This window comes from Salinibacterium sp. G-O1 (assembly GCF_030063305.1).
Lineage (GTDB): Bacteria > Actinomycetota > Actinomycetes > Actinomycetales > Microbacteriaceae > Rhodoglobus.
Genome location: NZ_JASISV010000002.1, coordinates 323,827 through 348,618 on the forward strand (window position 1 = coordinate 323,827; position 24,792 = coordinate 348,618).

The 24,792-nt window shown below is 64.7% G+C and carries 24 protein-coding genes and 1 tRNA gene; 4 read left to right on the plus strand and 21 right to left on the minus strand.

Annotation, left to right across the window (positions count from 1 at the left end):
* Positions 1–11: 11 nt before the first annotated feature.
* Complete coding sequence (locus QMG83_RS07940; protein WP_283504839.1) at positions 12–617, minus strand: ANTAR domain-containing response regulator; 606 nt, start codon at positions 615–617, stop codon at positions 12–14.
* A gap of 39 nt (positions 618–656) precedes the next feature.
* Here QMG83_RS07940 and QMG83_RS07945 point away from each other — a divergent pair.
* Positions 657–739: transfer RNA gene (locus tag QMG83_RS07945), tRNA-Leu, on the plus strand.
* Between the two features lie 26 nt (positions 740–765).
* Here the strand turns inward: QMG83_RS07945 and QMG83_RS07950 are convergent.
* The 18 genes from QMG83_RS07950 to fdhD all read right to left on the minus strand — a co-directional run bounded on the left by QMG83_RS07950 (position 766) and on the right by fdhD (position 21,525).
* Positions 766–1,614 carry an FHA domain-containing protein gene (locus tag QMG83_RS07950; protein ID WP_283504840.1) on the minus strand — a complete coding sequence of 283 codons (849 nt, stop codon included), beginning with the start codon at positions 1,612–1,614 and terminating at the stop codon, positions 766–768.
* A 20-nt stretch (positions 1,615–1,634) separates the two neighbouring features.
* A complete protein-coding gene (locus QMG83_RS07955) occupies positions 1,635–1,904 on the minus strand; it encodes a hypothetical protein (protein WP_502949015.1) in 270 nt (89 codons plus the stop codon).
* 142 nt (positions 1,905–2,046) lie between these two features.
* Positions 2,047–3,501 carry a pyruvate kinase gene (gene pyk / locus QMG83_RS07960; RefSeq protein WP_283504841.1) on the minus strand — a complete coding sequence of 485 codons (1,455 nt, stop codon included), beginning with the start codon at positions 3,499–3,501 and terminating at the stop codon, positions 2,047–2,049.
* A gap of 38 nt (positions 3,502–3,539) precedes the next feature.
* A complete protein-coding gene (locus QMG83_RS07965) occupies positions 3,540–4,997 on the minus strand; it encodes a glutamate synthase subunit beta (RefSeq protein WP_283504842.1) in 1,458 nt (485 codons plus the stop codon).
* Positions 4,990–9,564 carry a glutamate synthase large subunit gene (gene gltB, locus QMG83_RS07970; protein WP_283504843.1) on the minus strand — a complete coding sequence of 1,525 codons (4,575 nt, stop codon included), beginning with the start codon at positions 9,562–9,564 and terminating at the stop codon, positions 4,990–4,992. The genes QMG83_RS07965 and gltB overlap by 8 nt, the downstream gene beginning before the upstream one ends.
* Positions 9,565–9,655: 91 nt before the next feature.
* The gene (lgt, locus tag QMG83_RS07975) at positions 9,656–10,786 is read right to left on the minus strand and encodes a prolipoprotein diacylglyceryl transferase (RefSeq protein WP_502949016.1); all 1,131 of its coding nucleotides are present in this window, start codon (positions 10,784–10,786) and stop codon (positions 9,656–9,658) included.
* Positions 10,787–10,863: 77 nt separating this feature from the next.
* Positions 10,864–11,646, minus strand: coding sequence for a tryptophan synthase subunit alpha (trpA, locus tag QMG83_RS07980; RefSeq protein ID WP_283504844.1), 783 nt, complete (start codon positions 11,644–11,646; stop codon positions 10,864–10,866).
* Positions 11,643–12,899, minus strand: coding sequence for a tryptophan synthase subunit beta (gene trpB, locus QMG83_RS07985; RefSeq protein ID WP_283504845.1), 1,257 nt, complete (start codon positions 12,897–12,899; stop codon positions 11,643–11,645). Before trpB ends, trpA begins: the two co-directional genes overlap by 4 nt.
* A complete protein-coding gene (gene trpC, locus QMG83_RS07990) occupies positions 12,896–13,669 on the minus strand; it encodes an indole-3-glycerol phosphate synthase TrpC (protein WP_283504846.1) in 774 nt (257 codons plus the stop codon). Before trpC ends, trpB begins: the two co-directional genes overlap by 4 nt.
* Positions 13,669–13,899, minus strand: coding sequence for a DUF6704 family protein (locus QMG83_RS07995; RefSeq protein ID WP_283504847.1), 231 nt, complete (start codon positions 13,897–13,899; stop codon positions 13,669–13,671). The genes trpC and QMG83_RS07995 overlap by 1 nt, the downstream gene beginning before the upstream one ends.
* A 71-nt stretch (positions 13,900–13,970) precedes the next feature.
* Positions 13,971–14,549: a Trp biosynthesis-associated membrane protein gene (locus tag QMG83_RS08000; RefSeq protein ID WP_283504848.1), complete on the minus strand. Its 579-nt coding sequence runs from the start codon at positions 14,547–14,549 to the stop codon at positions 13,971–13,973.
* Positions 14,546–16,069, minus strand: coding sequence for an anthranilate synthase component I (locus QMG83_RS08005; RefSeq protein ID WP_283504849.1), 1,524 nt, complete (start codon positions 16,067–16,069; stop codon positions 14,546–14,548). The genes QMG83_RS08000 and QMG83_RS08005 overlap by 4 nt, the downstream gene beginning before the upstream one ends.
* A complete protein-coding gene (gene hisI, locus QMG83_RS08010) occupies positions 16,062–16,436 on the minus strand; it encodes a phosphoribosyl-AMP cyclohydrolase (RefSeq protein ID WP_283504850.1) in 375 nt (124 codons plus the stop codon). The genes QMG83_RS08005 and hisI overlap by 8 nt, the downstream gene beginning before the upstream one ends.
* Positions 16,433–17,185, minus strand: a complete 753-nt coding sequence (gene hisF, locus QMG83_RS08015) for an imidazole glycerol phosphate synthase subunit HisF (protein ID WP_283504851.1) — start codon at positions 17,183–17,185, stop codon at positions 16,433–16,435. Before hisF ends, hisI begins: the two co-directional genes overlap by 4 nt.
* A complete protein-coding gene (gene hisG, locus QMG83_RS08020) occupies positions 17,182–18,021 on the minus strand; it encodes an ATP phosphoribosyltransferase (RefSeq protein WP_283504852.1) in 840 nt (279 codons plus the stop codon). Before hisG ends, hisF begins: the two co-directional genes overlap by 4 nt.
* Positions 18,022–18,063: 42 nt before the next feature.
* Positions 18,064–18,327 (minus strand): phosphoribosyl-ATP diphosphatase, encoded by a 264-nt coding sequence (locus tag QMG83_RS08025; RefSeq protein ID WP_283504853.1) that lies wholly within the window; start codon positions 18,325–18,327, stop codon positions 18,064–18,066.
* Positions 18,328–18,352: 25 nt separating this feature from the next.
* Positions 18,353–20,653 carry an FdhF/YdeP family oxidoreductase gene (locus QMG83_RS08030; RefSeq protein ID WP_283504854.1) on the minus strand — a complete coding sequence of 767 codons (2,301 nt, stop codon included), beginning with the start codon at positions 20,651–20,653 and terminating at the stop codon, positions 18,353–18,355.
* Complete coding sequence (gene fdhD, locus QMG83_RS08035) at positions 20,650–21,525, minus strand: formate dehydrogenase accessory sulfurtransferase FdhD (protein WP_283504855.1); 876 nt, start codon at positions 21,523–21,525, stop codon at positions 20,650–20,652. Before fdhD ends, QMG83_RS08030 begins: the two co-directional genes overlap by 4 nt.
* 86 nt (positions 21,526–21,611) lie before the next feature.
* Between fdhD and mobA the strand changes: the two genes are divergently transcribed.
* Genes mobA through QMG83_RS08050 form a run of 3 tightly spaced genes read left to right on the plus strand, consistent with a single transcriptional unit; the run spans position 21,612 to position 23,654 of the window.
* On the plus strand, positions 21,612–22,202 hold the full coding sequence (gene mobA / locus QMG83_RS08040) for a molybdenum cofactor guanylyltransferase (protein WP_283504856.1): 591 nt from the start codon (positions 21,612–21,614) through the stop codon (positions 22,200–22,202).
* The gene (locus QMG83_RS08045; RefSeq protein ID WP_283504857.1) at positions 22,195–22,479 is read left to right on the plus strand and encodes a DUF6457 domain-containing protein; all 285 of its coding nucleotides are present in this window, start codon (positions 22,195–22,197) and stop codon (positions 22,477–22,479) included. Before mobA ends, QMG83_RS08045 begins: the two co-directional genes overlap by 8 nt.
* Positions 22,476–23,654 (plus strand): molybdopterin molybdotransferase MoeA, encoded by a 1,179-nt coding sequence (locus tag QMG83_RS08050; protein WP_283504858.1) that lies wholly within the window; start codon positions 22,476–22,478, stop codon positions 23,652–23,654. The genes QMG83_RS08045 and QMG83_RS08050 overlap by 4 nt, the downstream gene beginning before the upstream one ends.
* Positions 23,655–23,708: 54 nt before the next feature.
* On the opposite strand, the gene QMG83_RS08055 is transcribed toward QMG83_RS08050, so the two are convergent.
* Together QMG83_RS08055 and rpe are read right to left on the minus strand one after the other, a co-directional pair.
* The gene (locus tag QMG83_RS08055; RefSeq protein ID WP_283504859.1) at positions 23,709–24,083 is read right to left on the minus strand and encodes an FKBP-type peptidyl-prolyl cis-trans isomerase; all 375 of its coding nucleotides are present in this window, start codon (positions 24,081–24,083) and stop codon (positions 23,709–23,711) included.
* A gap of 42 nt (positions 24,084–24,125) precedes the next feature.
* Positions 24,126–24,785, minus strand: a complete 660-nt coding sequence (gene rpe / locus QMG83_RS08060; RefSeq protein WP_283504860.1) for a ribulose-phosphate 3-epimerase — start codon at positions 24,783–24,785, stop codon at positions 24,126–24,128.
* Positions 24,786–24,792 lie beyond the last annotated feature (7 nt).

The window sequence follows — 24,792 nt, forward strand, 5'->3', positions numbered from 1 at the left end:
GCGTCGAGCGGCTACTTCTTCGCGGAGAGCTGCTCGATGATGGCCTGGGCCACATCGTGCATGGTGAGGCGACGATCCATGGAAGCCTTCTGGATCCAACGGAACGCGTCAGGCTCTGACAGGCCCATCTTCTCGTTCAGGAGCCCCTTGGCGCGATCCACAAGCTTGCGGGTCTCGAACCGTTCGACGAGGTCGGCGACTTCGGCTTCGAGCGTGATGATCTGGGTGTACCGGCTCAGCGCGATCTCGATCGCGGGCAACAGGTCGCTCGGTGTGAACGGCTTCACCACGTAGGCGAGAGCGCCAGCCTCGGAGGCACGCTCGACAAGTTCTTTCTGGCTGAATGCGGTCAGCAGCACGACTGGCGCGATGTGATTCTTGCTGAGGCGCTCTGCCGCCGAGATGCCATCGAGTTGCGGCATCTTGACATCCATGATGACGAGGTCGGGCCGAAGCTCGGTCGCGAGAGCGACGGCGGTCTCGCCATCAGCGGCCTCACCGACAACCTCAAAGCCGTTGTCACGGAGTATCTCGACGATATCCATGCGGATGAGGGACTCGTCTTCGGCGACGACAACCCTTCGGGGGGTTGAGGTTGCAGCATTCTGGTCAGTCACGGATATCACCCTACGGTATTCTTTTGAGCGTTGTTGTGCGCCGGATTGGCGGAATGGCAGACGCGGAGCACTCAAAATGCTTTGTTCGTAAGGACGTGCGGGTTCAAGTCCCGCATCCGGCACAACTGTGACTCGACCGAAACCGGGTCTACGAGCGCTCACCTCGTGGTCCGGGCTGGCGCTTCTGATGCGCGAGCTCTCCCCCGGTACGCCCGCCATACGGGCGCCCGTGGTCGGCATACTCCTCACGGAAGAAGCCCATCCGCCATGGCCCGAGTTCGATTCGGGCGCCGGTGCGGAGGATGCGACCGGACGGTTGTGACGAGCGCGGCTGCACCAGGACGGGCATGGCATCGGTGTCGCCAGCCAGAGACTGGAACACGTAGTCGTCATGTTCGTCATGCCGAATCTCGGCGTGAATGGGTTCAAGCCCCTCGAGCTGCAGATCCGCCGAATCGGAAGAGCCGATCGTCGTGGTCCCCTCGGGCAGCAGAAACTCGCGCGGCGGTTTGCCGTCCCACACTTCGGATCCCACGACGAAGATGAGACGCGGCCGGCCGCTGCCGCGCAGGTAGTGCGTCGTGGTGGCGTGCCGCTGAATTCTGCGACTCATCGTCGGCACGAGGGGGAACATCGTCGCTGGTGGCATCTCCACCGTCGGCGCCCCCGATGATCGCCGCACCGCATTGAGCATTGCCGATACTCCGCCCAGTCGCACGTGTGGCGAGCCAGAGATAATTCTCGACAGCGTGGAGGTGGGCACGGCGCCCACGGAGGCGATGACGCCCTTCGGCCCCTTCACCGTCACGGAAACGCCCTCAGCGGCGAGAACGTTCACGATGGGTGGAAGCGCGCCCCTGCGGACCACACCGCTGGCGAGGAACGCCGCAGGGTCGTCCACGAACACGGTGACGGCCGCTCCTGCCGCCTGCACGGTGCCAGCGATGATGTGCGAATCCGCCTCCACTGAGAAGCTGAGGTCGATATCCAGGCGCACTGGGGCAGGCGCGACGGTCCTCATTTCGCGTTGGACGGGGCGGCTCCGCCGCCCTCTGAGTCGTTCGTGGTCACCCGCAGCGTGCCGTTGAACTTCCAGACCGCGCGGGGCGCGTCCGGGCCGATATCGCGAGGCACCTCGACGATCATGTCGACGAGTTCGTAGTTGACGGCTGCTCCGCGGCCGGTGAGATACGACCACATTTCGCGGCCCATATCCGTCCAGTCCTGAATGGTTCTTCCGTCAGGCCCGCTTGCGTTCGGCGTGGATGTTGACCCTGTTTCTGACACGAGGATTCCCTCCGATTGTGAGGGACGCGTGCCTGCACAGCGAAGAACGCTCTTCCCTACCGTGATTCATTTTCGGCGGGGAAGAGCGTTCAGGCATAGCCGTTTACAAAGCTGCGGCGATGTGCTCAGGCTGGCGCGGGTATTACGCCTCTTCCGTGTTCTGCCACACCGGTGCTGCCGCGTTGACGGCATCTCCGATGATGTGAACGCGGAGGTCGTTGGTCGAACCGGAGATTCCGGGAGGGGATCCGGAGATCACCACGACCTTGTCTCCGACTTCAGCGAGCCCCTCGGCGAGAAGCACCTCGTCGACCTGCTTGTACATCGCGTCTGTGTGGGTCACGCGGTCGACAACGAACGACTCGATGCCCCAGATCAGGGACATCCTGCGACGGATGGCCGGGTCTGGTGTGAATGCCTTCATCGGGATGCGGAAGCGCAGCCGTGACATCCGTCGTGCCGAGTCGCCCGATTCGGTGAACACACAGAGGTACTTGGCGTCAACGAAGTCGGCAACTTCTGCCGCGGCCAGGGTGATTGCTCCACCCTGGGTGCGTGGCTTCGTTCCCAGCTCGGGGATGCGTTCGAGGCCGTGCTCCTCGGTCGACTCGACGATGCGAGCCATGGTCTGGACGGTGATCACCGGGTACTCGCCGACGCTGGTCTCGCCGGAGAGCATGACAGCGTCAGCTCCGTCGAGGATCGCGTTGGCGACGTCGGAGGTCTCGGCGCGGGTCGGCACCGGTGACGAGATCATCGATTCGAGCATCTGGGTCGCGACAATGACCGGCTTGGCCATGCGACGCGCAAGCTCGATCGTGCGCTTCTGCACGATGGGGACAGCCTCGAGCGGCAGCTCGACACCGAGGTCGCCACGGGCAACCATGATGGCGTCGAACGCGTCGATGATGGCCTCGAGGTGATCGACGGCCTGGGGCTTTTCGATCTTGGCGATGACCGGGACCTTGCGCCCCTCCTCCGCCATGATCTCGTGAACGCGAATGACGTCGTCGGCGTTGCGCACAAACGAGAGCGCGATGAGGTCCGCGCCGAGCTTGAGGCCCCAGCGGAGGTCATCCTCGTCCTTCTCAGACAACGCTGGAACGTTGACGGCGACCCCCGGGAGGTTGATTCCCTTGTTGTTGGAGACGAATCCGCCGACTGTGACCTCCGTCGTGACAACCGGACCGTTGATCTCGGTGACCCTGACCTTGACCTTGCCATCGTCGATGAGGAGGAAATCGCCAGGGGAAACGTCGTTTGGCAGACCCTTGAAGGTCGTACCTGAGAGCTCCTTGGTGCCAACAACCTCGTCGGTGGTGATCTTGAAGATGTCGCCGACGGCGAGCTCGTATGGCCCGGCCTCGAACTTGCCGAGCCGGATCTTGGGGCCCTGGAGGTCGACCATGATGGAAACGGCACGCCCGGAATCTTCCGCGGCCTTTCGCACGTTGGCGTAGACCTCTTCGTGGACGGCGTACGAGCCATGGCTGAGGTTCATGCGTGCGACGTCGACACCTGCATCGATGATCGCCCTGATGTTTTCGTAACTCGACGTGGCCGGGCCAAGCGTCGCGACGATTTTAGCTCGTCTCATAACTTCCTTCTGTGGGTAGTGCAGTGGTGGTGGGTTGGTCAGATTGAGAGTGCGTGGTCCGTCGGCTTGACCGGGAACGGCAACAGTGTGTCGCCTTCAAGGTAGCGATCGACGGCGGATGCCGCTGCGCGGCCTTCAGCGATAGCCCAGACGATGAGCGACTGGCCGCGGCCAGCATCGCCGGCGACGAAGACTCCGGCTTCGCTGGTCTCGTACATCCCGTCGCGCTCGATGTTGCCCTTGGCGTCGAATGGGACGGGCAGCTGAGCGTCGATCGAGTCGGATTCCGGCCCGGTGAACCCGAGGGCCAGGAGCACCAGGTCTGCCGGGATCTCCCGCTCGGTGCCGGACTTGGGAACGCGCCTGCCATCGATGTATTCGGTCTCGGCGACGCGAATCGCGCGCACCTCGCCAGCCTCGTTGGAGAGGAACTCAACGGTAGAGGCGAGATACACCCGCTCACCGCCCTCTTCGTGGGCGCTGGAAACCTCGAACAGCGTCGGGCTCATGGGCCAGGGCTGGTGCTCCGGCCGCTCGCTTGGCGGCTGGAGGCCGATCGCGAGGTTGGTGACAGACAGCGCCTGCTGGCGGTGGGCTGTGCCGATGCAGTCTGCTCCGGTGTCACCGCCGCCCAGGACAACGACATGTTTGCCGTCAGCGGTGATCTGCTCAGCGACCGAGTCGCCAGCACCCACCCTGTTCGCCTGGACGAGATATTCCATCGCGAAATGCACGCCCATGAGGTCGCGCCCTGGCACGGGAAGATCACGCGGGACGGTGGCCCCTGTGGCCACGATGACGGCGTCATACCGGGCCTTCAGGTCGCTCCAGCTGATGTCGACACCGATCTCGACGCCGGCGCGGAAACGAGTTCCCTCAGCCTGCATCTGTGAGACCCGAAGCTCGATGTGCTTCTTTTCCATCTTGAAATCGGGGATGCCGTACCGAAGCAGTCCGCCGATGCGGTCGTCCCGCTCGAAGACGGCGACGGTGTGACCCGCCCGGGTGAGCTGCTGGGCGGCCGCGAGCCCGGCAGGGCCGGATCCGACCACGGCGATGGTCTTGCCGGTGAGCCGTTCCGGTGGCCTCGGGGTCACGAGCCCGTTGGCGAAGGCCTGATCGATGATCGTCACCTCGACCTGCTTGATCGTCACGGCAGGCTGGTTGATTCCCAGCACGCACGAACTCTCACAGGGAGCCGGGCACAGTCTGCCGGTGAACTCAGGGAAGTTGTTGGTCGCGTGCAGGCGCTCGATTGCCTGGGCTCCCTCGCCCCTCCACATGAGGTCATTCCACTCGGGGATGAGGTTTCCCAGCGGGCAACCCTGGTGGCAGAACGGAATGCCGCAATCCATGCAGCGGCCAGCCTGGCGCTTCAATTCGGAAGAATCCTGCTGCTCGTAGACCTCTTTCCAGTCCATGAGCCGCAGCGCCACTGGGCGACGCTTCGCGGTTTCGCGCTCCTGTACCTTGAGGAATCCCTTGGGATCAGCCACCGGTAACCTCCATGATTCGTGCCCAGGTTACGTCGCCGTCGGGGTCGAGCCCCTCGTCGATCGCAGTCTGGCGGGTCTGTAGAACTGCCGCGTAGTCCCTCGGCAGAACCTTGGTGAAACGTTGGACAGCGTCATCCATATTCGCCAGCATCGCCGCCGCGACGACCGAATCGGTCTCGTCGACATGGCGCTGCAGCAAATCAGTCAGGATCTCGACATCGGCACTTCCGAGCGCCGTGAGCGTCAACTCGCCCGATGCAACGGAATCGGCGTTCACACGCTCGGTGACCAGATCGTAGATGTACGCCGTGCCGCCCGACATGCCGGCGCCGAGGTTTCGGCCGGTTTCCCCAAGGATGACGGCGAGTCCGCCGGTCATGTACTCGAGTGCGTGGTCGCCCACTCCCTCGACGACCGCGGTTGCGCCGGAGTTGCGAACGAGGAACCTCTCCCCCACGATCCCGCGCAGGAACATGCTGCCCTGCGTCGCGCCGTAGCCGATGACGTTGCCGGCGATCACGTTCTGCTCAGCAGCGAAGGTGCTGTCCAGGCTTGGCCGTACGACGATCTGGCCGCCACACAGTCCCTTGCCGACATAGTCGTTGCTGTCACCCTCGAGCCGAAGCGAGATTCCCGCCGGTACGAATGCGCCAAACGACTGGCCGGCCGTTCCGGTCAGTCGAATCTCGATCGTCCCGGTGGGCAGGCCGTTCTCCCCGTGCCGCAGGGTCACCTCGTGGCCGAGCATGGTGCCGACCGCTCGTTCGGTGTTGCGGATCGGCAGCTCGATGACGACGGGCGTGCCGTTGTCGAGGGCATTCGCGCTCAACCTGATCAGCTGCTGGTCGAAGTGCTTCTCGAGCTCGTGATTCTGGCTGATGCGGTTGATGCGCGGCTCGTCGTCGCTGAACTTGGGTCCAGAGAACACGGGAGTGAGGTCGAGTCCGTCGGCCTTCCAGTGTTCGACGGCGCGGTCGGAATTCAGCAGCTCGCTGTGGCCGATGGCCTCGTCAAGGCTGCGGAAGCCGAGCTGCGACAGGTACTCGCGCACCTCCTGCGCCAGGAATTCGAAGAAGTTGACGATGAATTCCGGCTTGCCGGTGAACCTGGCACGAAGTTCAGGATTCTGGGTCGCAACGCCCACGGGGCAGGTGTCCAGGTGGCACACGCGCATCATGATGCAACCGGACACCACGAGTGGTGCCGTCGCGAAACCGTATTCCTCGGCGCCCAGCAGCGCGCCGATGATGACGTCACGCCCGGTCTTCATCTGGCCATCGACCTGCACGACCACCCGATCGCGCATGCCGTTGAGCATGAGTGTCTGCTGGGTCTCGGCCAGCCCGATTTCCCATGGCGTTCCGGCGTGCTTGAGCGAGTTCAGGGGGCTTGCTCCTGTACCGCCATCATGGCCTGATACGAGAACGACATCGGCCAGAGCTTTTGTGACTCCCGCGGCGACAGCGCCGATTCCGGACTGGCTCACGAGCTTCACGTGCACGCGGGCGGCAGGGTTGGCTCGCTTGAGGTCGAAGATCAACTGTTTGAGGTCTTCGATCGAGTAAATGTCGTGGTGCGGAGGTGGTGAAATCAGGCCAACACCGGCCGTGCCGTGGCGAGTCCGCGCGATCCACGGATACACCTTCCCGGCCGGCAACTGCCCGCCTTCACCGGGCTTGGCGCCCTGCGCCATCTTGATCTGGATGTCTGTGGCATGGGTCAGATACATGCTGGTGACGCCGAACCGGCCCGACGCAACCTGCTTGATGGCGCTGCGGCGCTTTGGATCGAGCAGGCGCTCGACGTTCTCGCCACCTTCTCCGGTGTTCGAGCGCCCGCCGAGCTGGTTCATGGCGATAGCCATGGTCTCGTGGGCTTCCTCGCTGATCGATCCGTAGCTCATCGCGCCAGTGTTGAAGCGCTTCACAATCGACTCGACCGGCTCGACCTCGTCCAGCGGGACGACGGGTCGCACCCCATCCTTGATGGTGAAGAGCCCGCGAAGGGTCATCAGGTTCGAGGCCTGGTCGTCGACGAGCTTCGTGTATTCACGGAAGATGTCGTAGCGGCGCGACCGGGTCGCGTGCTGCAGTCGGAACACTGTTTCGGGGTTGAAGAGGTGCGGCGGGCCCTCGCGGCGCCACTGGTACTCGCCGCCCGTCGCGAGACGTTCGTGTGGGCTCGGGGCGCCGTCCTCCGGGTAGGCGGACGCATGCCGAGCGGCGTTCTCGGCGGCGATCACTTCGATGCCCACCCCACCGAGCAGCGTTGAGGTGCCGGTGAAGTACTGGTCGACGAACTCTTCGCCGAGGCCAACGGCCTCGAACGCCTGCGCGCCGGCGTATGAGCCGACCACAGAGATCCCCATCTTGGACATGATCTTCAGAACGCCCTTGCCGAGCCCCTTGATCAGGTTGCCGACGGCCTTCTCTGAGGTGAGTCCCTGGATCATCCCGCTTCGGACGAGTTCTTCCGCGGTTTCCATTGCGAGGTACGGGTTGATCGCTGACGCGCCGTAGCCGACGAGCAGCGCCACGTGATGCACCTCACGAACGTCACCGGCCTCGACGATGAGCCCGACCTTCATGCGGGTCTCTTCACGGATGAGGTGGTGGTGAACGGCTGCGAGGGAGAGTAGCGACGGAATGGGCGCGAAATCACGGTTCGAGTCGCGGTCAGAGATCACGATGAATTGCGCGCCGTTGTCGATCGCCTCGTCCACGTCGGCGCAGAGCTTCGCCAGACGCTTTTCCATGGCCTTCGGGCCCTTGTCGACCCGGTAAAGGGAGCGCAGGGTCACCGTGGGACGGCGTCCTCCACCGGTCTCGAAGTGCTGGATTTTCGCCAGCTCGTCGTTGTTGATCACCGGGAAATCGAGTGAGATCTGCTTCGCGTGCTCTGGCGTTGCCGTGAGCAGGTTGCGCTCGGGGCCCAGCCCCAACTTCATCGACGTCACGACTTCTTCGCGGATCGAGTCGAGCGGCGGGTTCGTCACCTGAGCGAACTGCTGCGTGAAGTAGTCGAAGAGCAGGCGTGGCCGGTCGGAGAGCACAGCGATCGGCGTGTCCGATCCCATCGCACCCAGTGGTTCGGCAGCATTTTGGGCCATCGGTGTGATGAGAATTCGCACCTCTTCTTCGGTGTAGCCGAAGGTGCGCTGGCGACGGATGACCGAGGCGGGAGTGTGAACGATGTGTTCGCGCTGCGGCAGGTCTTTGAGGGCGATGCGTCCTGACTCGAGCCACTCGGACCATGGTTCAGCCGCAGCGAGTTCGGCCTTGATCTCATCGTCCTCGATGATGCGACCCTGCTCGGTGTCGACGAGGAACATCTTGCCTGGGCTGAGCCTGCCCTTGCGAACGACGCGGCCCGGCGCGATGTCGAGCACACCGATCTCGCTGGCGAGCACGACGAGGCCTTCGTCGGTCACGAGGTAGCGACCGGGGCGCAGCCCATTGCGGTCGAGCGTGGCTCCGACGAGGGAACCGTCAGTGAAGACGAGGGCGGCCGGGCCGTCCCACGGCTCCATGAGCATCGAGTGATACTCGTAGAAAGCCCGACGATCCGGATCGACGTCTGTCTGGTTCTCGTACGCCTCAGGCACCATCATCATCATCGCGTGCGGCAGTGAGCGTCCGGCAAGGTTCAACAGCTCGACGACCTCATCGAACGAGGCCGAGTCGCTGGCACCAACCGTGTTGATCGGCAGGATCGAACGGATGTCTCCCAGCACATCGCTTTCAAGCTGGGACTGGCGAGCGCGCATCCAGTTGCGGTTGCCCTGCACCGTGTTGATCTCGCCGTTGTGGGCGATCATCCTGAATGGCTGTGCCAGCGGCCAGGACGGGAACGTGTTGGTGGAATACCGCGAGTGAACCAGCGCCAGTTTTGACGCGAAACGCTCGTCAGAGAGATCCGGGTAGAACGGCTCGAGCTGCAGGGTCGTGACCATGCCCTTGTAGACCAGCGTGCGTGACGACAGCGACGGGAAATAGGCGTGCAGTTCATGCTCGGCGCGCTTGCGCAGCCGGAAGGCCTGGCGCTCGAGGTCCATGCCTCCCACGGGTCCGGCCGCGTCGGTGAGCGTCGACTGGAGGAAGACTTGCTCGAACGCCGGCATGGCGTCGCGGGCAAGGTTGCCGAGGTTGTCCGGCTCGATGGGAACCTCACGCCAGCCAAGAACCCGGAGGTTCTCTTCGCCCGCAAGTTTCGCCACGCCGGTCTTGATCGCGGCGCGCTCGTCGTCGTCGGTCGGCAGGAAAGCCATGCCGACGATGTAGTGCCCCGCAGCCGGAAGCTCGAACCCAGCGACAGCACGAAGGAACTCATCCGGAATCTGGGTCACGATTCCGGCACCGTCACCGGTGCCAGCGTCTGAGCCCACCGCACCGCGGTGCTCGAGGTTGCGCAGTGCGCTCAGCGCAGTGTCGATGATGTCGTGGCCTGCGGTGCCCCGCAGGGTGGCGACCATCGCGAGCCCACAGGCATCGCGTTCGCGGCGTGGGTCATACAGACCTGTGGCGCTGGGTACTGAGCTGAAACGCTCGAAGGCTGGCGTGAGAGCCATGGCAACCGTCCTCACGAATGTGCCGAAGCACGATTCAAACTTGGCGTGTGGGGGACGTCTGCGGCCCGAAGGAAAGGTCGTCCCGGGATATTTAGGGGCGAGTCGTGCCTGTGCCGCTTGTGGCGAGCTTGTCCGACGAGCTTAGACCGCTTGTAGCGAGCGTGCCGGACGAGACCGAATCGGACCCTGCGAGGGCATCGTCGCCTGGTTCGTCAGTCTCCGAGTAGGTCTCCGGTGAGTCTACAGCACCGCTCCCATAGCCTTGATGGCCTGGAACGTATGCACTCGGTTCGTCACCGGGGTGACGTCGTGACTGATACAGGAACAATGCGATGCCCAGGATGATCGCCACAATCGCGCCCCAGACATTGGTGCGGATCCCGAAGAAGACCTCGCTCGGGTCGACCCTGATCGACTCGAACCAGGCGCGGCCGATGCCGTACCAGATCATGTACAGAGCCCAGACCTTTCCCCACTGCAGGCGAGGAACCGCGTCACCGACGGGGACGGGAATCTTCAGTCCGCCAACGGATCGGGTGACGAGCCGGTACCGACGTTCCATCGTGATCAGGAAGACGATGCCGACGACGTTCCAGATCATCTCGTACAGGAATGTCGGGTGGAAGAGCGTGCCTTCGGCGAGCCCGACCGGGTACGCGGAGTTGGAAGCCTCGATCTCGAGGCCCCACGGCAGATCGGTCGGCTGACCGAAGAGTTCGTGGTTGAAGTAATTGCCGAAACGACCGAGGGCCTGTGCGAGCAGCATGGCGGGGGCGAGCGCGTCGGCGAACGTCCAGAAGCGGATGCCGGCGAGACGGCAGCCGATCCAGGCGCCCACAGCGCCACCGATCAGCGAGCCGAACAGGGCGTTGCCACCGTTCCAGATGCGCACGACCTCCCACGGATCTGCGCCATCGTAAAAGTAGTCGGAGGGATGCGTGAGCACGTGATAGGCCCGCGCTCCGACCAGACCGAGCGGTACTGCCCAGATGATCACATCGAGTACGACGCCGGATTCGACGCCGCGGCGGGTGAGCCGGCTGTTCACCAGCAGTGTTGCCGCGATGATTCCCGCGAGAATGCACAGCGCGTAGGTGTGAATCGCGATGACCTGATTCTCAGCGATGGCAGGAATCAGACCGTGCAGCCAGCCGATCGGGATGCTGATCGGGATTTGCCATTCTTCTGGCGGACTGGGAATGCTGAGCGGCATCAATGGCATACCGGTCACCTTTCTGCGATGGGAATGTTGCTGAAGCTAAGCCGAGTGGGCACTACGAAAATCGCAGCCGCGCGGAACTAAGCAAGCGTACCTGTTGCGAGGGCGGCGGCCGTCCGTGCGACGGCGGGTACTCCCCCGTCGGCCAGCGCCTTCACCAGCACGGAGCCGACGATCGCACCGTCGGCATAGCTCATCACCTCACGCACCTGGTCGGCCGTCGAGATTCCTACGCCCACGCAGGCGTTCGTGGATCCGGCGTCGCGCAGCCGTGACACGAGTCCACGAGCCGCCTTGTCGACGTCGGCCCTGGCTCCCGTGATTCCCATGGTCGACACCGCATACACGAAGCCGCGGCTGTTCTCGACGGCAAGCCTGAGCCTGGCATCCGACGACGACGGGGCAGCGAGGAAGACACGGTCGAGGTCGGTGCGCTCAGATGCTTCAAGCCAGGGCGCTGCATTGTCGGCCGTGAGATCCGGTGTGATCAGCCCGGCCCCGCCCGCGGCGACGAGGTCGTCTGCGAAGCGCTCCACGCCATACTGCAACACGGGGTTGTAGTAGGTCATCACGAGGACAGGAGCAGACACTCGAGCCGTGATGGCCGCAACCGCTTCAAACGCGTGCTCGAGCTTGAAGCCGTTTTCGAGGGCGACCTGAGTGGCTTCCTGGATGACCAGGCCGTCCATCACGGGATCCGTGTACGGGATGCCGAGCTCGATGACGTCGACACCGTTCTCGACCAGGGCGACAGCCGCATCGATGCTCGACTGAAGATTCGGGAATCCCGCGGGCAGGTAGCCGATGAGGGCACCTGTGCCCGCCGCCTTGCGCGCGGCAATCGTCGCTTCGACGGCGCTCATCGTTCGACCGCCGGGGTGCTGGATTCGAGCGGAGCTTCATCTTCGGCGACCAGTGCTGCGGTGTCGAGGATGTCGAAATACTTGGCAGCGGTTTCCATGTCTTTGTCGCCCCGACCGCTCAGATTCACGAGGATGATCGCGTCTGGGCCGAGCTCCTTGCCGAGGTTGAGGGTTCCCGCGAGGGCGTGAGCCGACTCGATGGCGGGGATGATCCCCTCAGTTCTGCTCAGCAGACGCAGCGCCTGCATCGCCTCATCGTCGGTGATGGGCAGGTAGTGAGCGCGGCCGATGTCGTTCAGCCAGGAATGCTCCGGCCCAATGCCCGGGTAGTCGAGACCGGCCGAAATGGAGTGGGACTCGATGGTCTGGCCGTCGGCATCCTGCAGCATGTAGCTGTGCGCCCCATGCAATACGCCGGGGCGGCCCCTGGTGATGGTGGCGGCGTGGCGTTCGGTGAGGTGACCGTCGCCAGCAGCCTCGTAGCCGTACAGCGCGACATCCGGATCGTCGAGAAAGGCGTGAAAAATACCCATAGCGTTGCTACCGCCGCCGACGCACGCCGTGACGGCGTCAGGGAGCCGGCCCGTCAGTTCGAGCACCTGCCTCCTGGCCTCCTCGCCGATGATCTTCTGAAAGTCACGGACCATCGTGGGGAACGGGTGCGGCCCGGCGACGGTGCCGAAGATGTAGTTGGTCGTGTCGACGCTGGTGACCCACTCGCGGTACGCCTCATTGATGGCGTCCTTGAGGGTGCGGGAACCGGTGGTGACCGAGACCACTTCGGCGCCGAGCAGGCGCATCCGGGCGACGTTGAGCGCCTGGCGTTCGGTGTCGACCTCGCCCATGTAGATGACGCATTCGAGGCCGAAAAGTGCCGCGGCGGTCGCTGTCGCAACCCCGTGCTGGCCCGCGCCGGTTTCGGCGATAACACGGGTCTTGCCGATGCGTTTGGTGAGCAACGCCTGGCCAAGCACGTTATTAATCTTGTGCGAGCCGGTGTGGTTGAGATCTTCCCTTTTGAGGATGATGCGCGCCCCGCCAGCGTGCTCAGCAAATCTCGGGACCTCGGTGATGATCGAGGGTCGGCCGGTGTACGACGCGTGCAGTGCGGCGAGCTCAGCGGCGAACGCCGGGTCGACCTTCGCGGCGGAGTATGCGGCATCCAGCTCGTCAAGTGCAGCCATCAACGACTCCGGGACAAACCTGCCGCCGAATTCGCCGAAATACGGGCCTAGTTCATCACGCAGATTCATGATTGCAAAAACTCCCTGAGGGTGTTGGCGGGGTCACCGTTGGTGACGAGCGCTTCGCCGACGAGTACGACATCGGCGCCGGCCGCGCGGTAGTGGGCGACATCAGCCGGATTCTTCACCGCTGACTCTGCGACGCGGATCACCCCACTCGGGATCATTCCGGCGAGGGAACCGAAGAGGTTCTGGTCGAGCTCGAATGTGCTCAGGTCTCGGGCATTCACGCCAACGACGTCGGCGCCAAGGTCGAGAGCTCGATCGACCTCGTCGGCCGAGTGCGCTTCGACGAGCGGAGTCATGCCGAGCTGGTTAATCAGCGTGAAGAGGCTGGCCAGCGTCGGCTGGTCGAGGGCCGCGACGATGAGGAGCACGAGGTCGGCTCCCGAAGCGCGGGCTTCGAGCACCTGGTATGGCTCGGCGATGAAGTCTTTCCGAAGCACGGGGATGGATGACACGGCACGCACCGCTTCGAGATCTGCGAGCGAACCACCGAATTTGCGGCCCTCGGTCAGCACGCTGATCGCGCTGGCACCGCCCAGCTGATAGGCCGTTGCGAGTGACGCTGGGTCGGGGATGTCGGCGAGTGCACCCCGGGAGGGGCTTGCGCGCTTGATTTCGGCAATGATGTGCACCGAATCGCGCGGCGCGAGGGCAGCGAGAACGTCGAGCGCGGGTGGGCGCTGGATCGCGGCGGCCTCAAGATCAGCGAGACTGCGCACAGAACGTCGGGCCGAAGCGTCAGCAAGAGCTCCGGCGACCAGATCGGCGAGCACTAGGCGTGGGTGGTCGGGGTGAGCTTGTCTCCACCGACGCCGTAACCGAGCCTGCCGAGCACGTATCCAGCCAGCGCGCCGACGACGACGAGTCCGGCCGACGCGAAGACGAGCCAGGCAATGTTGAACCAGAAGGCGAGCGTGCCGATGCCGAATGCGACAAGCATGATGATGACGGCCGTCCAGGCCGCCGGGGAGTTTCCGTGGCCGGGGTCAGACTCGATGCTCATCCTGCTCCATTCTTTGAGGTACGTCGTCAATTCTAGCCGGATGCCCCGCGGCCGCCCGGTCGCGCCGTAGGTCAGCGAGTCGTGGGATCCGAGCCGCCACTGAGGGAGTCCCAGGCACCGATCGGCGTGGTCGTGTCGTCGTCCGCCCCCGCCTCGGTGGACTCGTACTTGCGGGTGGGGCCCGGCCATCGCGGCGAGAGCGCGACGACAGCTACTCCGAGCACGGCGATGAGGATGCCCGCCACGAGCGCCAGCCACGGCCATCCGGTCGCGGTGATCGTGACGACGATGGCGGCGACCGATTGACTTCCGCTCACGGCAGTTGCGGCCGTGATGGTGGATGTCGACGCCGCAATCGGAGCAGTGATGGCCGAGATTGCTGCGACCAGCACTGCGATCCCGATCAGTGTTTCGAGCACTCCGAGCACGATTCTGAGCACCTTGCCCGCAATGGCGAGAGCCCCGGCGAGGGCAAGGCAGGCGAGACCGAGGGCAGAAAGCCCGGGAGCCGCCGCCTGGCCCGCGACCTCCAGAGGCTGCCCACCGTCAAGGGTGAGCGTGAACCAGACCTGCGTCCAGCTCAACAGAGTGAGTGCACCCAACGCCGCGCCAGCGACGATGAGCAGCAGTTTGAGTCGTGCCGAGGTCATGGGATGCGACGCATCGCGTTGGCAACGGCGACCGCACGAAGCGGGGCGGCGGCCTTGTTGTGCGCCTCCTGGTGCTCGGCGCTCGGGTCGGAATCCGCAACCAGCCCCGCGCCTGCCTGGACATAGGCGACACCACCGACGAGCGTGGCCGTGCGAATCGCGATGGCCAGGTCGGCGTCACCAGCGAAGTCGAAGTACCCGACGACTCCCCCATAGACGCCCCGCTGTGCCGGCTCGAGCTCGTCGATGATCTGCAGGGCCCGGGGTTTTGGTGCGCCGGACAGCGTGCCAGCGGGGAAAGTGGCGCGAAAGACGTCGATGGAGTTGGCATCGGCGTTCAGGTTTCCCTCAACGGATGACACCAGGTGCATGATGTGGCTGAAACGCTCGACCTGCATGAACTCGATGACCTCGACCGTGCCAGCGACGCAGACCTTCTGCAGGTCGTTTCTCGCCAGGTCGACGAGCATCAGATGTTCGGCCTGCTCTTTGCGATCGGCGAGCAACTCGTCGGCGAGTTCGATGTCACGCTCGGGGCTGTCACCTCGCGGACGGGAACCGGCGATCGGGTGCATGTAGACCCGGTCTCCGGTCACTTTGACCAGGGCTTCCGGGCTCGCGCCCACAATGGAATATGGTTCGCCGTTGGTGCCGACGAGACTGAGCAGATACATGTATGGCGATGGGTTGAGAGTGCGGAGCACCCGGTACACATCGATTGGATCCGCGGTGACCTCGGCGTCGAAGCGTTGCGAGATGACCACCTGGAACACGTCGCCGTCGCGAATGAACTTCTTCGACTTGTCGATCGCCGCCAGATAGTCGGCGGGCTCGGTGCGCGGAGTGGCCGCGGGCGGTGTCGACAGGTCGACCTCGGCAAGCCAGGCTTGGGTGGGCTGGGCGATCGCATCCTGCATCGCGTCCAGCCGACGCTGGGCGTCGCTCCACAACTCATCCCGATCGACCGCGCCGTCGTTGAGCGCCGCAGCGATGAGCATCACCGTGCCCAGGCGATGGTCGAGAACAACGAGTTCGGAGACGAAACTCAGTGCCTGACCTGGCACACCGAATTCTGCGGGCGGGATGTTCGGTAGGTGCTCGAGCTGGCGAATCGCTTCCCAGCCGATGAAACCGACCAGCCCACCGGTCAGCGGCGGGTGGCCGTCGACGTGTGGGGTGCTCCAGCGTTCGTAGAGGTGCGCGAGCGCCTGGAGGGGCTCTGTGGGGTGATCCGCGCCGAGCGCACGCTCCATGGGCAGCCCGTAGTCGAGCCAGGCGGCTGAGTCGCCGTCCTGGGTAAGAACCCCGAAGCTCGAGGCCCCGACGAACGAGAAACGAGACCAAATGCCGCCCTGGCCGGCGGATTCCAGCAGGAACGTGCCCGGTTTGCCGTCAGCAAGCTTGCGATACACGCCGACCGGTGTCTCGCCATCCGCAAAGATCTCCCGGATGACGGGTACGACGCGATGGCCGGCGTCGAGTCGGTGGGCGAAGTCGGCTGGCGTCGTGGAGCTATGCATCGGGGGCGCCAACCACCGGCTCAAGCGGATCAACATCGAAGCAGGCATGCGCCCCGGTGTGGCAGGCCGGACCGTGCTGGTCAACGGTTACCAGAATGGTGTCGCCGTCACAGTCGAGGGCGGCACCGCGCACGTATTGGGCATTGCCGCTGGTGTCGCCTTTGCGCCAAAATTCGCTGCGGCTGCGGCTCCAGAACGTCACTCGCCCTTCGGTGAGCGTTCGGCGCAGTGCCTCGGCGTTCATGTAGCCGAGCATTAGCACCTCTTTGCTGTCCCACTGTTGGATCACGGCCGGCAACAGGCCGTCACGATCGAAGGTCGCGCGATCGACGACCGCGGCGACAGTGTCTGTGGTCAGCTCGCTCATCGCACAACCATCCCAGCCCCGTTGAGGGCGTGTTTGACGTCGCCCACCGTGAGCTCCCCGTTGTGATAGACGGATGCCGCCAGTACCGCATCTGCGCCGGCGGTGATCGCGGGCGCGAAGTGGTCAACCGCTCCGGCGCCACCGCTGGCGATCACCGGAACGCTGCTCACCTCGCGCATCGCGGTGATCAGTTCGAGATCGAACCCGCGTTTCGTGCCGTCGGCATCGATCGAATTGACGAGCAGCTCCCCGGCTCCGCGTTCGATAGCTTCTTTCGCCCACTCGAGTGCGTCGAGATCGGTCTCGGTGCGACCGCCATGGGTGGTGACGACGAATCGTCCGCCGCTGCGCTTCACATCGAGGGACAGCACGAGCGCCTGCGCGCCGAACCGGTCTGCGATCTCGCTCAGCAGGGCCGGCCTGGCGATGGCGGCACTGTTGACGCCGATCTTGTCGGCGCCGTGGGCCTGAAGCCGCGCGACGTCATCCGCGCTTCTCACTCCCCCACCGACGGTCAACGGAATGAACACCTGCTCGGCGGTGGCGCGCACAACGTCGTACATCGTCGCGCGCTCGTCGACTGTCGCAGTCACATCGAGGAACGTGATCTCGTCAGCGCCTTGCTCGTAGTACTTTCGCGCAAGCTCCACGGGGTCGCCAGCATCCCGCAGATCGAGAAAATTGACGCCCTTGACCACTCGCCCCGCAGACACATCCAGGCAGGCGATGACCCTCACGGCGACGGTCATATGCGTGCGGCGTGGATCGAACTGACCAGGATGGCGCGCGCACCCACCTCATACAGTGCATCCATCACGTGGTTGGTCTCTGCCCTCGGCACCATCGCGCGAACAGCCACCCACTCGGGATCCTGCATTGGCGAGATCGTCGGGCTTTCCAGCCCAGGCGTGACGGCCGTGGCCTTCTCGAGGTGCTCGAGACGCACGTCGTAGTCCATCAGCACGTACTGCCTGGCCACCAGCACACCCTGCAGGCGACGCTGGAGGGTGGTGATGCCGGGCATTTCACTCTTCGCGCTGATCAGCACGGCTGTCGAGTCGAGGATGACGGGGCCGAAGATGTCGAGGCCCTGCGCTCTAAGCGTCGACCCGGTCGAGACCACGTCGGCGACGGCATCGGCAACACCGAGCTTGACCGCGGATTCGACGGCGCCATCCAGCGACACGATCGTGACCTGAACGCCCTGGCGCGCGAGGAAGTCGCCCACCAGCGCCGGGTAGCTGGTCGCTACCCGCATGCTTTCGAGGTCGGCCAGCGCCGAGAACCGTCCGGGTGCCGCCGCGAACCTGAAGGTCGATGCTCCGAAGTCGAGGGTCGTGATCTCGCGAGCCGCACTGCGGGAATCGAGCAGGAGGTCGCGTCCCGTGATCCCGACGTCGAGGGCGCCTGAACCCACATACGTCGCGATGTCGCGAGGGCGCAGGTAGAAGAACTCGACGTCGTTGCGCTCGTCGCGCACGCTCAGCGCGCGTGGGTCACGGCGTCCCGTGTATCCGGCCTCCGCAAGCATGTCGGCGGCGGTCTCGCTCAGCGATCCCTTATTTGGGATGGCAATTCTCAGCATTATGGTCTTTCGATGTTTAGGGGGATGTGGTCGGCGAGGTCGTCACAGATGTCGCCAGACATCGGCCGGGGTCAGTCCCTTGGCTAGCATCAACACCTGCAGGTGGTAGATGAGCTGGGAGATCTCTCCGGCCGTCTCTTCGTCGGTCTGGTACTCGGCCGCCATCCATACCTCTGCGGCTTCTTCGACGATCTTCTTGCCGATCGCGTGCACGCCGGCGTCGAGTTCAGCCACTGTGCCGGAGCCCTGCGGGCGCGACACGGCCTTCTCGCTCAGCTCAGCGAATAGGTCGTCGAAAGTCTTCACCCTCTAAGGGTACTAGCGGTAGGGGTTATGCCCTGACGGCAGCGGGCTCCAGCCGCACGATGATCGCTTTCGAGACCGGCGTCTTGCTCGACAGCGCCGCGCTTGACAGCGGCACCAGCACATTGGCCTCCGGATAGTAGGCCGCAGCGCACCCGCGTGCCGTGGGGTATGACACCACCCGATAGCCCAGGAGCTCGCGGTCTGGTTCGCCCGGCCACTCGCTGAAGATGTCGACGCGTTGCCCGTCGCTGAGTCCGAGCTCGGTAATGTCGTCAGGGTTCACGAAGATCACATCCCGGCCATTCTTGATTCCTCGGTACCGGTCGTTGAGGCTGTAGATCGTCGTGTTGAACTGGTCGTGAGACCGCATCGACTGCAGGATGAGCCTGCCGGGGGGTCGCTCGAGATGCTCCAGATCGTTGACCGTGATCATGGCTTTGCCCGTGGCGGTGTCGAATCGTCGCTCGTCACGAGGACCATTCGGCAGGATGAATCCGCCCTTGCGGCGCACGTCCTCGTTGAATGACTCGAACCCGGGCACCACTCGCGAGATGTGGTCGCGGATGATGTTGTAGTCGCGTTCGAAACCCACCCAATCAATCCCGTACTTATCGCCCAGAGTCGCCTGCGCGAGCCGGGTGACGATGGCCACCTCAGACAGCAGGCCAGGCGCCACCGGCGCAACCCGGCCGTGGGTTGCGTGCACCGCACACACGCTGTCTTCGACGGATAGGAACTGGGCGCCGGTTGCCTGCACGTCGATCTCGGTGCGCCCGAGGGTCGGCAGGATCAGTGCTTCGTCGCCGACGACGGCGTGCGAGCGATTCAGCTTGGTCGATATCTGCACGGTCATTTCGGCGCCGCGCATGGCGGCCTCCGCCACGGCCGTATCCGAGATGGCGCTCACGAAATTACCTCCGAGGGCGACAAACACCTTGATGGCGCCGCCGCGGAGGCCCTCCACGGTGGCCAGCGAATCTGCCCCGTGCTCGCGCGGGGGTTCGAAGGCAAACTCGCGGCCGAGGTCATCCAGGAACTTGTCGCTCATCTGCTCCCAGATGCCCATGGTGCGATCGCCCTGCACGTTGCTGTGCCCGCGGATGGGAGACGCCCCGGCACCCGGCTTGCCGATGTTGCCCCTGAGCAGCAGCAGGTTAATGAGCTCTTTGAGGGTGTCCACCGATTTCTTCTGCTGGGTGAGGCCCATCGCCCACGTGATGATCACCCGATCTGCCGCAAGATACCTGGCGGCGAATTCGTCGATTTCGGCCGTGGTGAGCCCCGTTGCTTCGAGCACGGCGGCCTCGTCAAGGCCCGCGATGTGCGCGGTGAATTCCTCGAGCCCCGAACAATGTTCGGAGATGAATGCGTGGTCGAGCACGGTTCCCGGCGCCGCAGCCTCGGCATCGAGCACTCGCCGTGACGTTGCCTGGAGCAGGGCCATGTCACCACCGGAACGGATCTGCAGATACTGGTCGGCGAGCTCAGTGCCGCGGCCGATGATCCCCCGCACCTTCTGCGGGTTTTTGTAGCGGATGAGCCCCGCCTCCGGCAATGGATTCACGCCGATGATCGTGGCACCGTTGCGTTTCGCGTCCTCGAGAGCGGTGAGCATGCGCGGATGGTTCGTTCCGGGATTCTGGCCCATGACGATGATGAGGTCGCTCTTGCCGAAGTCGTCGTAGGCGATGGTCGACTTGCCGACGCCGATGGTCTCGCCGAGCGCGACACCCGTCGATTCGTGGCACATGTTCGAGCAGTCGGGCAGGTTGTTGGTGCCGAACGCGCGTACGAACAGCTGGTAGACGAAAGCTGTCTCATTAGCTGTTCGTCCGCTGGTGTAAAAGGTCGCTTCATCCGGCGATGAAAGGCCATTCAGCTTGTCGGCGATGAGCGAGAACGCCGCCGGCCAGGAGACCGGCACGTAGTGGCTGGCGCCCTTCGCGCGGTACATCGGCTCGGTGAGTCGCCCGAGCAGCCCGAGCTCGTACTCGGAGATGCCGAGCATGTCGTCAATCGAGTTCTCGGCGAAGAAGCGTGCGGGCACGGTCACCGGGGTCGCCTCCCACGTGACGGCCTTCGCGCCGTTTTCGCAGAACTCTGCCGGGCTGCGGTGGTCAGGATCGGGCCAGGCGCAGCTCATGCAGTCGAACCCACCCTTCTGGTTCATGGCCGACAGCAGCTGCGCTGTGCGCAGCGGTCCCATATCTTTGAGCGCCGGGCCCATCGACTTCAGGATCGCCGGCATGCCGACGGCCCACGTCTCGCGGTGTCCGATCTCGAGGTCGGGGTATGCGCCGGTCTCGCCGGTCTCTCTGGGTGTCACTGTGCTGCCACGGCCCTTCGTGTCGATGCTTCATTTTCGGGATCGGCAATGATCCGTTCTTCGCCTGAGTAGACGACCATCGAGTCTCCTCGGAGGAAGCCGATCACGGTCAGGCCCAACTCTGACGCCAGTTCTATGGCCAGCGATGACGGTGCTGATACTGCGGCCATCACGGGGATGCCCGCCATCGACGCCTTCTGGGTGAGTTCGAAACTGGCTCGTCCCGACACCATGAGCACAGTGCCGGCGAGCGGCAGCCTGTCTTCTTTCACGGCCCAGCCGATCACCTTGTCGACCGCGTTGTGCCGGCCGACGTCTTCCCGCAGCACGAGCAGTTCACCGGTGACGCCGTCGAAGAGTGCCGCAGCATGCAGGCCGCCGGTCTTCTCGAAGACGTCCTGCCCCGCGCGCAGCCTCTCGGGGAGGCCGACGAGAAATTCCGGGGTGACCCTGAGGTGGTCGTGAGTTACCGGGTAGCACGACAGCGTTCGCACCGCGTCGATGCTCGCCTTACCGCACAGGCCGCACGAGCTGGTCATGTAGAAGTTTCGCTCGAGGCTCGGGTCGGGAAGGGGAACGCCGGTGGTGAGCGTGACGTCGAGAACGTTGTAGGTGTTTTCGCCATCGGCGGTGGCGCCGGCGCAGTACCGAATGGCGCCCAGCTGGTCGCCCCGCGAGATCACTCCCTCCGACACGAGAAACCCCGCGGCCAGATCGAAATCGTGCCCGGGGGTGCGCATCGTGATGCTCAGGGCGGTGCCGGCGACGCGGATCTCCAGGGGTTCCTCCACCGCCAGCACGTCTTCGCGAGTCTGTGGGGCCCGACCGACGGTGATCCTGGTTATTCTTCGGCGTGCGGTGATTCGGCCCATGGTCTATGCCTAGCACTGTCTCGTGGGGGACGTAGCCGAATCAGGGCGCCCCGGCCGCATCGGCAGAAAACTCCTAGAGTGTCACCATGATCTTCGATGCCGTGGTTCTCGCCGGCGGGCGGTCGAGCAGGCTGGGCGGTCATCCGAAATCCGCCCTCATTTTCGAGGGCGAAACGCTGCTCCAACACACCCTCAACGCGGTGCAGGATGCCCGGCAGATCGTCGTCGTCGGCGAACCAGGGGCGACAGCCGTCTCTCCCGCCACCGTCGTCGTGCGGGAGGATCCACCGTTCGGCGGCCCCGTCGCCGCCATCGCCGCCGGGCTCGCCGCGGCCACAGGAGACACATCGGAATGGGTCGTGCTGCTCGCCTGTGACATGCCGTTCGTGGCCCAGGCTGTGCCCGTACTGCTGGCGAACGCCGACCACGACGGAGCGCTGGCCGTGGATGCCGACGGCCGGGAGCAGTATCTGCTGGCCTGCTATCGCCGTGCGGCCCTTGACGACGCACTGAACCTTCAGGATGGCGCGGTCACCGGCATGTCGGTTCGGCAGCTGATCGCTGGCCTGACGACGACGCTGGTAACTGTGCCAGCCGGGTCATCCACCGATATCGACACCTGGGACGATGCGGCACGGCTCGGCATCTCACCCGAGACTGGAGCGCGACATGGCTGAACAAGACGCAGAAGAAATCCGCCGGATTCTGCATGAGTGGGTGAAGGAGCTCGCCGCAGGCCTCGACGCCGCCGAGGCGCCCGTGGATATCGACCAGATTCTGGGCCTGGCCGGCGTCGCTGCCCACACCGTCATTCGACCTGCAGCGCCGCTCACCACCTACCTTCTCGGGTATGTTGCCGGACGAGCCGCAAGCGACTCCCCCGCGGCGATCGATGACGCCATCGCCACCGTGCGCCGCCTGGCGGCGCAGCGCGGCTCGAGCCAACTCGAATGAGCGGGGGCCACGGCAACCCCGGCGTCGAGTGGCACGAAGCGCGACGTGTTGCGTATGGCGTGGCATCCGGTGCGGAGACTGCCGTTGTGGGCCTTGCGGAGTCGATCGGACTCGTGCTGGCCGCCGACATGGTTGCGCAGCAGCCGATACCCCACTTCGCCTCATCGGCGATGGATGGCTGGGCTGTCGTCGGGGCCGGGCCGTGGACGATTGCCGGGCGAGACACCGTGACGTCGGGCCACGCGTGGCCTGTCGTGACGGGCCAGCACCTCCCCGACGGCGTCAGGGGTGTGCTGCGCAGCGAACATGGTGCGATGGAGGGCGGCGAGCTCACGATCAACGCACGTGCGCGTGACAACGAACCGTCGGCTGGCCAGCACGTGCGGTTGCCGGCGACTGAGGCAGCACGCGGTGATGTGGTGGTGCAGGCCGGATGCGTCATCAATCCGGCCCATGTCGCCCTCGCTGCAGCCTGCGCGCTCGACGCACTGACCGTGCACCCGCGACCGAGGGTCGCCATCCTCACGACCGGCGATGAGGTCACGTCAACAGGGGCGCCCGCACCCGGCAAGGTGCGGGACAGTTTCGGTCCGCAGCTTCCTGCAGTCGTCGCCATGCTCGGTGGGCTCGCCGTCTCGACCACCAGCGTCGGCGACGACGAGGATGCCACTGTCGCGGCGATTTCGACCGCAGCTGCTCACGCGCGTGTGGTGATCACAACGGGAGGAACCGGCGACTCGAGTGCGGACCACCTCAGGGCCGCCCTTTTAAGCCTCGGGGCGACGATCGTGATACCGGCGCTCGCCCTGCGACCGGGCGGGCCCACGATGCTCGCGAAGCTTCCCGGCGGCCAGTTCGTGGTGTGCCTCGCCGGTAATCCGCTCGCGGCGTTCATGGGGCTGTTCAGCGTGGGTGCGCCGCTGATCGCGGCGCTTGCGGGGCGGCCCGTGGCATCCCTGCACCAGATTGTGCTGGCGACAGACGTTGCCGGCACCCCGACGGCGACGCGCCTCGAACCGCACACACTCACCGAGGGGGTGGCTACGCCGACCGCGTGGAACGGGTCTGCCATGATGCGCGGCCTCGCCTCGGCTCACGGTGTTCTGATCGTTCCGCCGGGCGGCGCGACCGCTGGCAGTCTTCTGGAGGCGCTGTCGTTGCCCTGGGCAACATAGAAAACGCGGGAGCCGCCGACGCATTGCACCGGCGACTCCCGCGTTTCGGGCGCGCTACTTTACGCCGAGCAGGTCGATCACGAAGGTGAGCGTGCGACCTGAGAGACGGTGGCCTCCGCCGGCGGGGCCGTACGCGAGGTGCGGCGGTGCGATGAGCTGGCGGCGACCGCCGACCTTCATGCCGGGGATGCCCTCCTGCCAGCCCTTGATGAGGGAGGCGAGGGGGAAGTTGATCGACTGGCCGCGGCTCCAGCTGGAGTCGAACTCCTCGCCGCTCTCGAAATCGACGCCCAGGTAGTGCACGTCGACCGTGGATGAGGCCTGTGCCTCGGCGCCGGTTCCCTCTTCGATGTCGATGATCACGAGATCGGTGGGCTCTGGGCCCTCGTAGAACTCGACTTCTGGCTTGGTTCGTGGTGAATCTGTCATGCCACCAGTCAATCAGATACCGGATGCCACGGAGCCTGCTCGCTAGTGCGAGTGCTGCGCCGCGAGCGAACGCAGCAGGTCTACGCGCGCGGCCGGGTCATCGGACGTGAAGACGGCGGAGCCCGCCACGAAGGTGTCGGCACCCGCCTCCGCGGCGATGGAGATTGTCTTCTCGTCAATGCCGCCGTCGACCTGAAGCCACACGTCGAGCCCAGACTTCCTCACCGCTTCGCGCAGCAGGTGGAGCTTGGGCATCGTGGACTCCATGAAGCTCTGCCCTCCGAAGCCGGGTTCGACGGTCATCACCAGGATCTGATCGAATTCGGGAAGCAGCTCAAGGTACGGCTCCACACGTGTGCCCGGCTTTAGGGCGATGCCGGCCCGAGCGCCGATGTCTCGCAGGCGCCTCGCGAGGGCGACGGCATCCTGCGCAGCCTCTGCATGAAAGGTGACCGAATATGCGCCGGTTTCGGCGTAGCCAGGGGCCCACCGATCGGGCTCGTCGATCATGAGGTGCACGTCGAGCGGGCGCGCAGAAACCTCCTGAAGCCGCGCAACCATCTGCGGACCGAAGGTGAGGTTCGGCACGAAGTGGTTGTCCATGACATCGACATGGATGAGGTCGGCGTTGGAGATGCTCGCAACATCGCGTTCGAGGTTGACGAAGTCGGCGGAGAGGATGCTGGGGTTGATGCGAACCATGCTGCGA

What these genes read in the sequence shown, in the direction of transcription:
- pyk (WP_283504841.1), bottom strand. Translation starts at nt 3,501, where the DNA reads ATGAGACGAGCTAAAATCGTCGCGACGCTTGGCCCGGCCACGTCGAGT.
- gltB (WP_283504843.1), bottom strand. Translation starts at nt 9,564, where the DNA reads ATGGCTCTCACGCCAGCCTTCGAGCGTTTCAGCTCAGTACCCAGCGCC.
- lgt (WP_502949016.1), bottom strand. Translation starts at nt 10,786, where the DNA reads ATGCCATTGATGCCGCTCAGCATTCCCAGTCCGCCAGAAGAATGGCAA.
- trpA (WP_283504844.1), bottom strand. Translation starts at nt 11,646, where the DNA reads ATGAGCGCCGTCGAAGCGACGATTGCCGCGCGCAAGGCGGCGGGCACA.
- trpB (WP_283504845.1), bottom strand. Translation starts at nt 12,899, where the DNA reads ATGAATCTGCGTGATGAACTAGGCCCGTATTTCGGCGAATTCGGCGGC.
- QMG83_RS07995 (WP_283504847.1), bottom strand. Translation starts at nt 13,899, where the DNA reads ATGAGCATCGAGTCTGACCCCGGCCACGGAAACTCCCCGGCGGCCTGG.
- QMG83_RS08000 (WP_283504848.1), bottom strand. Translation starts at nt 14,549, where the DNA reads ATGACCTCGGCACGACTCAAACTGCTGCTCATCGTCGCTGGCGCGGCG.
- QMG83_RS08005 (WP_283504849.1), bottom strand. Translation starts at nt 16,069, where the DNA reads ATGCATAGCTCCACGACGCCAGCCGACTTCGCCCACCGACTCGACGCC.
- hisI (WP_283504850.1), bottom strand. Translation starts at nt 16,436, where the DNA reads ATGAGCGAGCTGACCACAGACACTGTCGCCGCGGTCGTCGATCGCGCG.
- hisF (WP_283504851.1), bottom strand. Translation starts at nt 17,185, where the DNA reads ATGACCGTCGCCGTGAGGGTCATCGCCTGCCTGGATGTGTCTGCGGGG.
- hisG (WP_283504852.1), bottom strand. Translation starts at nt 18,021, where the DNA reads ATGCTGAGAATTGCCATCCCAAATAAGGGATCGCTGAGCGAGACCGCC.
- fdhD (WP_283504855.1), bottom strand. Translation starts at nt 21,525, where the DNA reads ATGGGCCGAATCACCGCACGCCGAAGAATAACCAGGATCACCGTCGGT.
- mobA (WP_283504856.1), top strand. Translation starts at nt 21,612, where the DNA reads ATGATCTTCGATGCCGTGGTTCTCGCCGGCGGGCGGTCGAGCAGGCTG.
- QMG83_RS08045 (WP_283504857.1), top strand. Translation starts at nt 22,195, where the DNA reads ATGGCTGAACAAGACGCAGAAGAAATCCGCCGGATTCTGCATGAGTGG.
- QMG83_RS08050 (WP_283504858.1), top strand. Translation starts at nt 22,476, where the DNA reads ATGAGCGGGGGCCACGGCAACCCCGGCGTCGAGTGGCACGAAGCGCGA.
- QMG83_RS08055 (WP_283504859.1), bottom strand. Translation starts at nt 24,083, where the DNA reads ATGACAGATTCACCACGAACCAAGCCAGAAGTCGAGTTCTACGAGGGC.
- rpe (WP_283504860.1), bottom strand. Translation starts at nt 24,785, where the DNA reads ATGGTTCGCATCAACCCCAGCATCCTCTCCGCCGACTTCGTCAACCTC.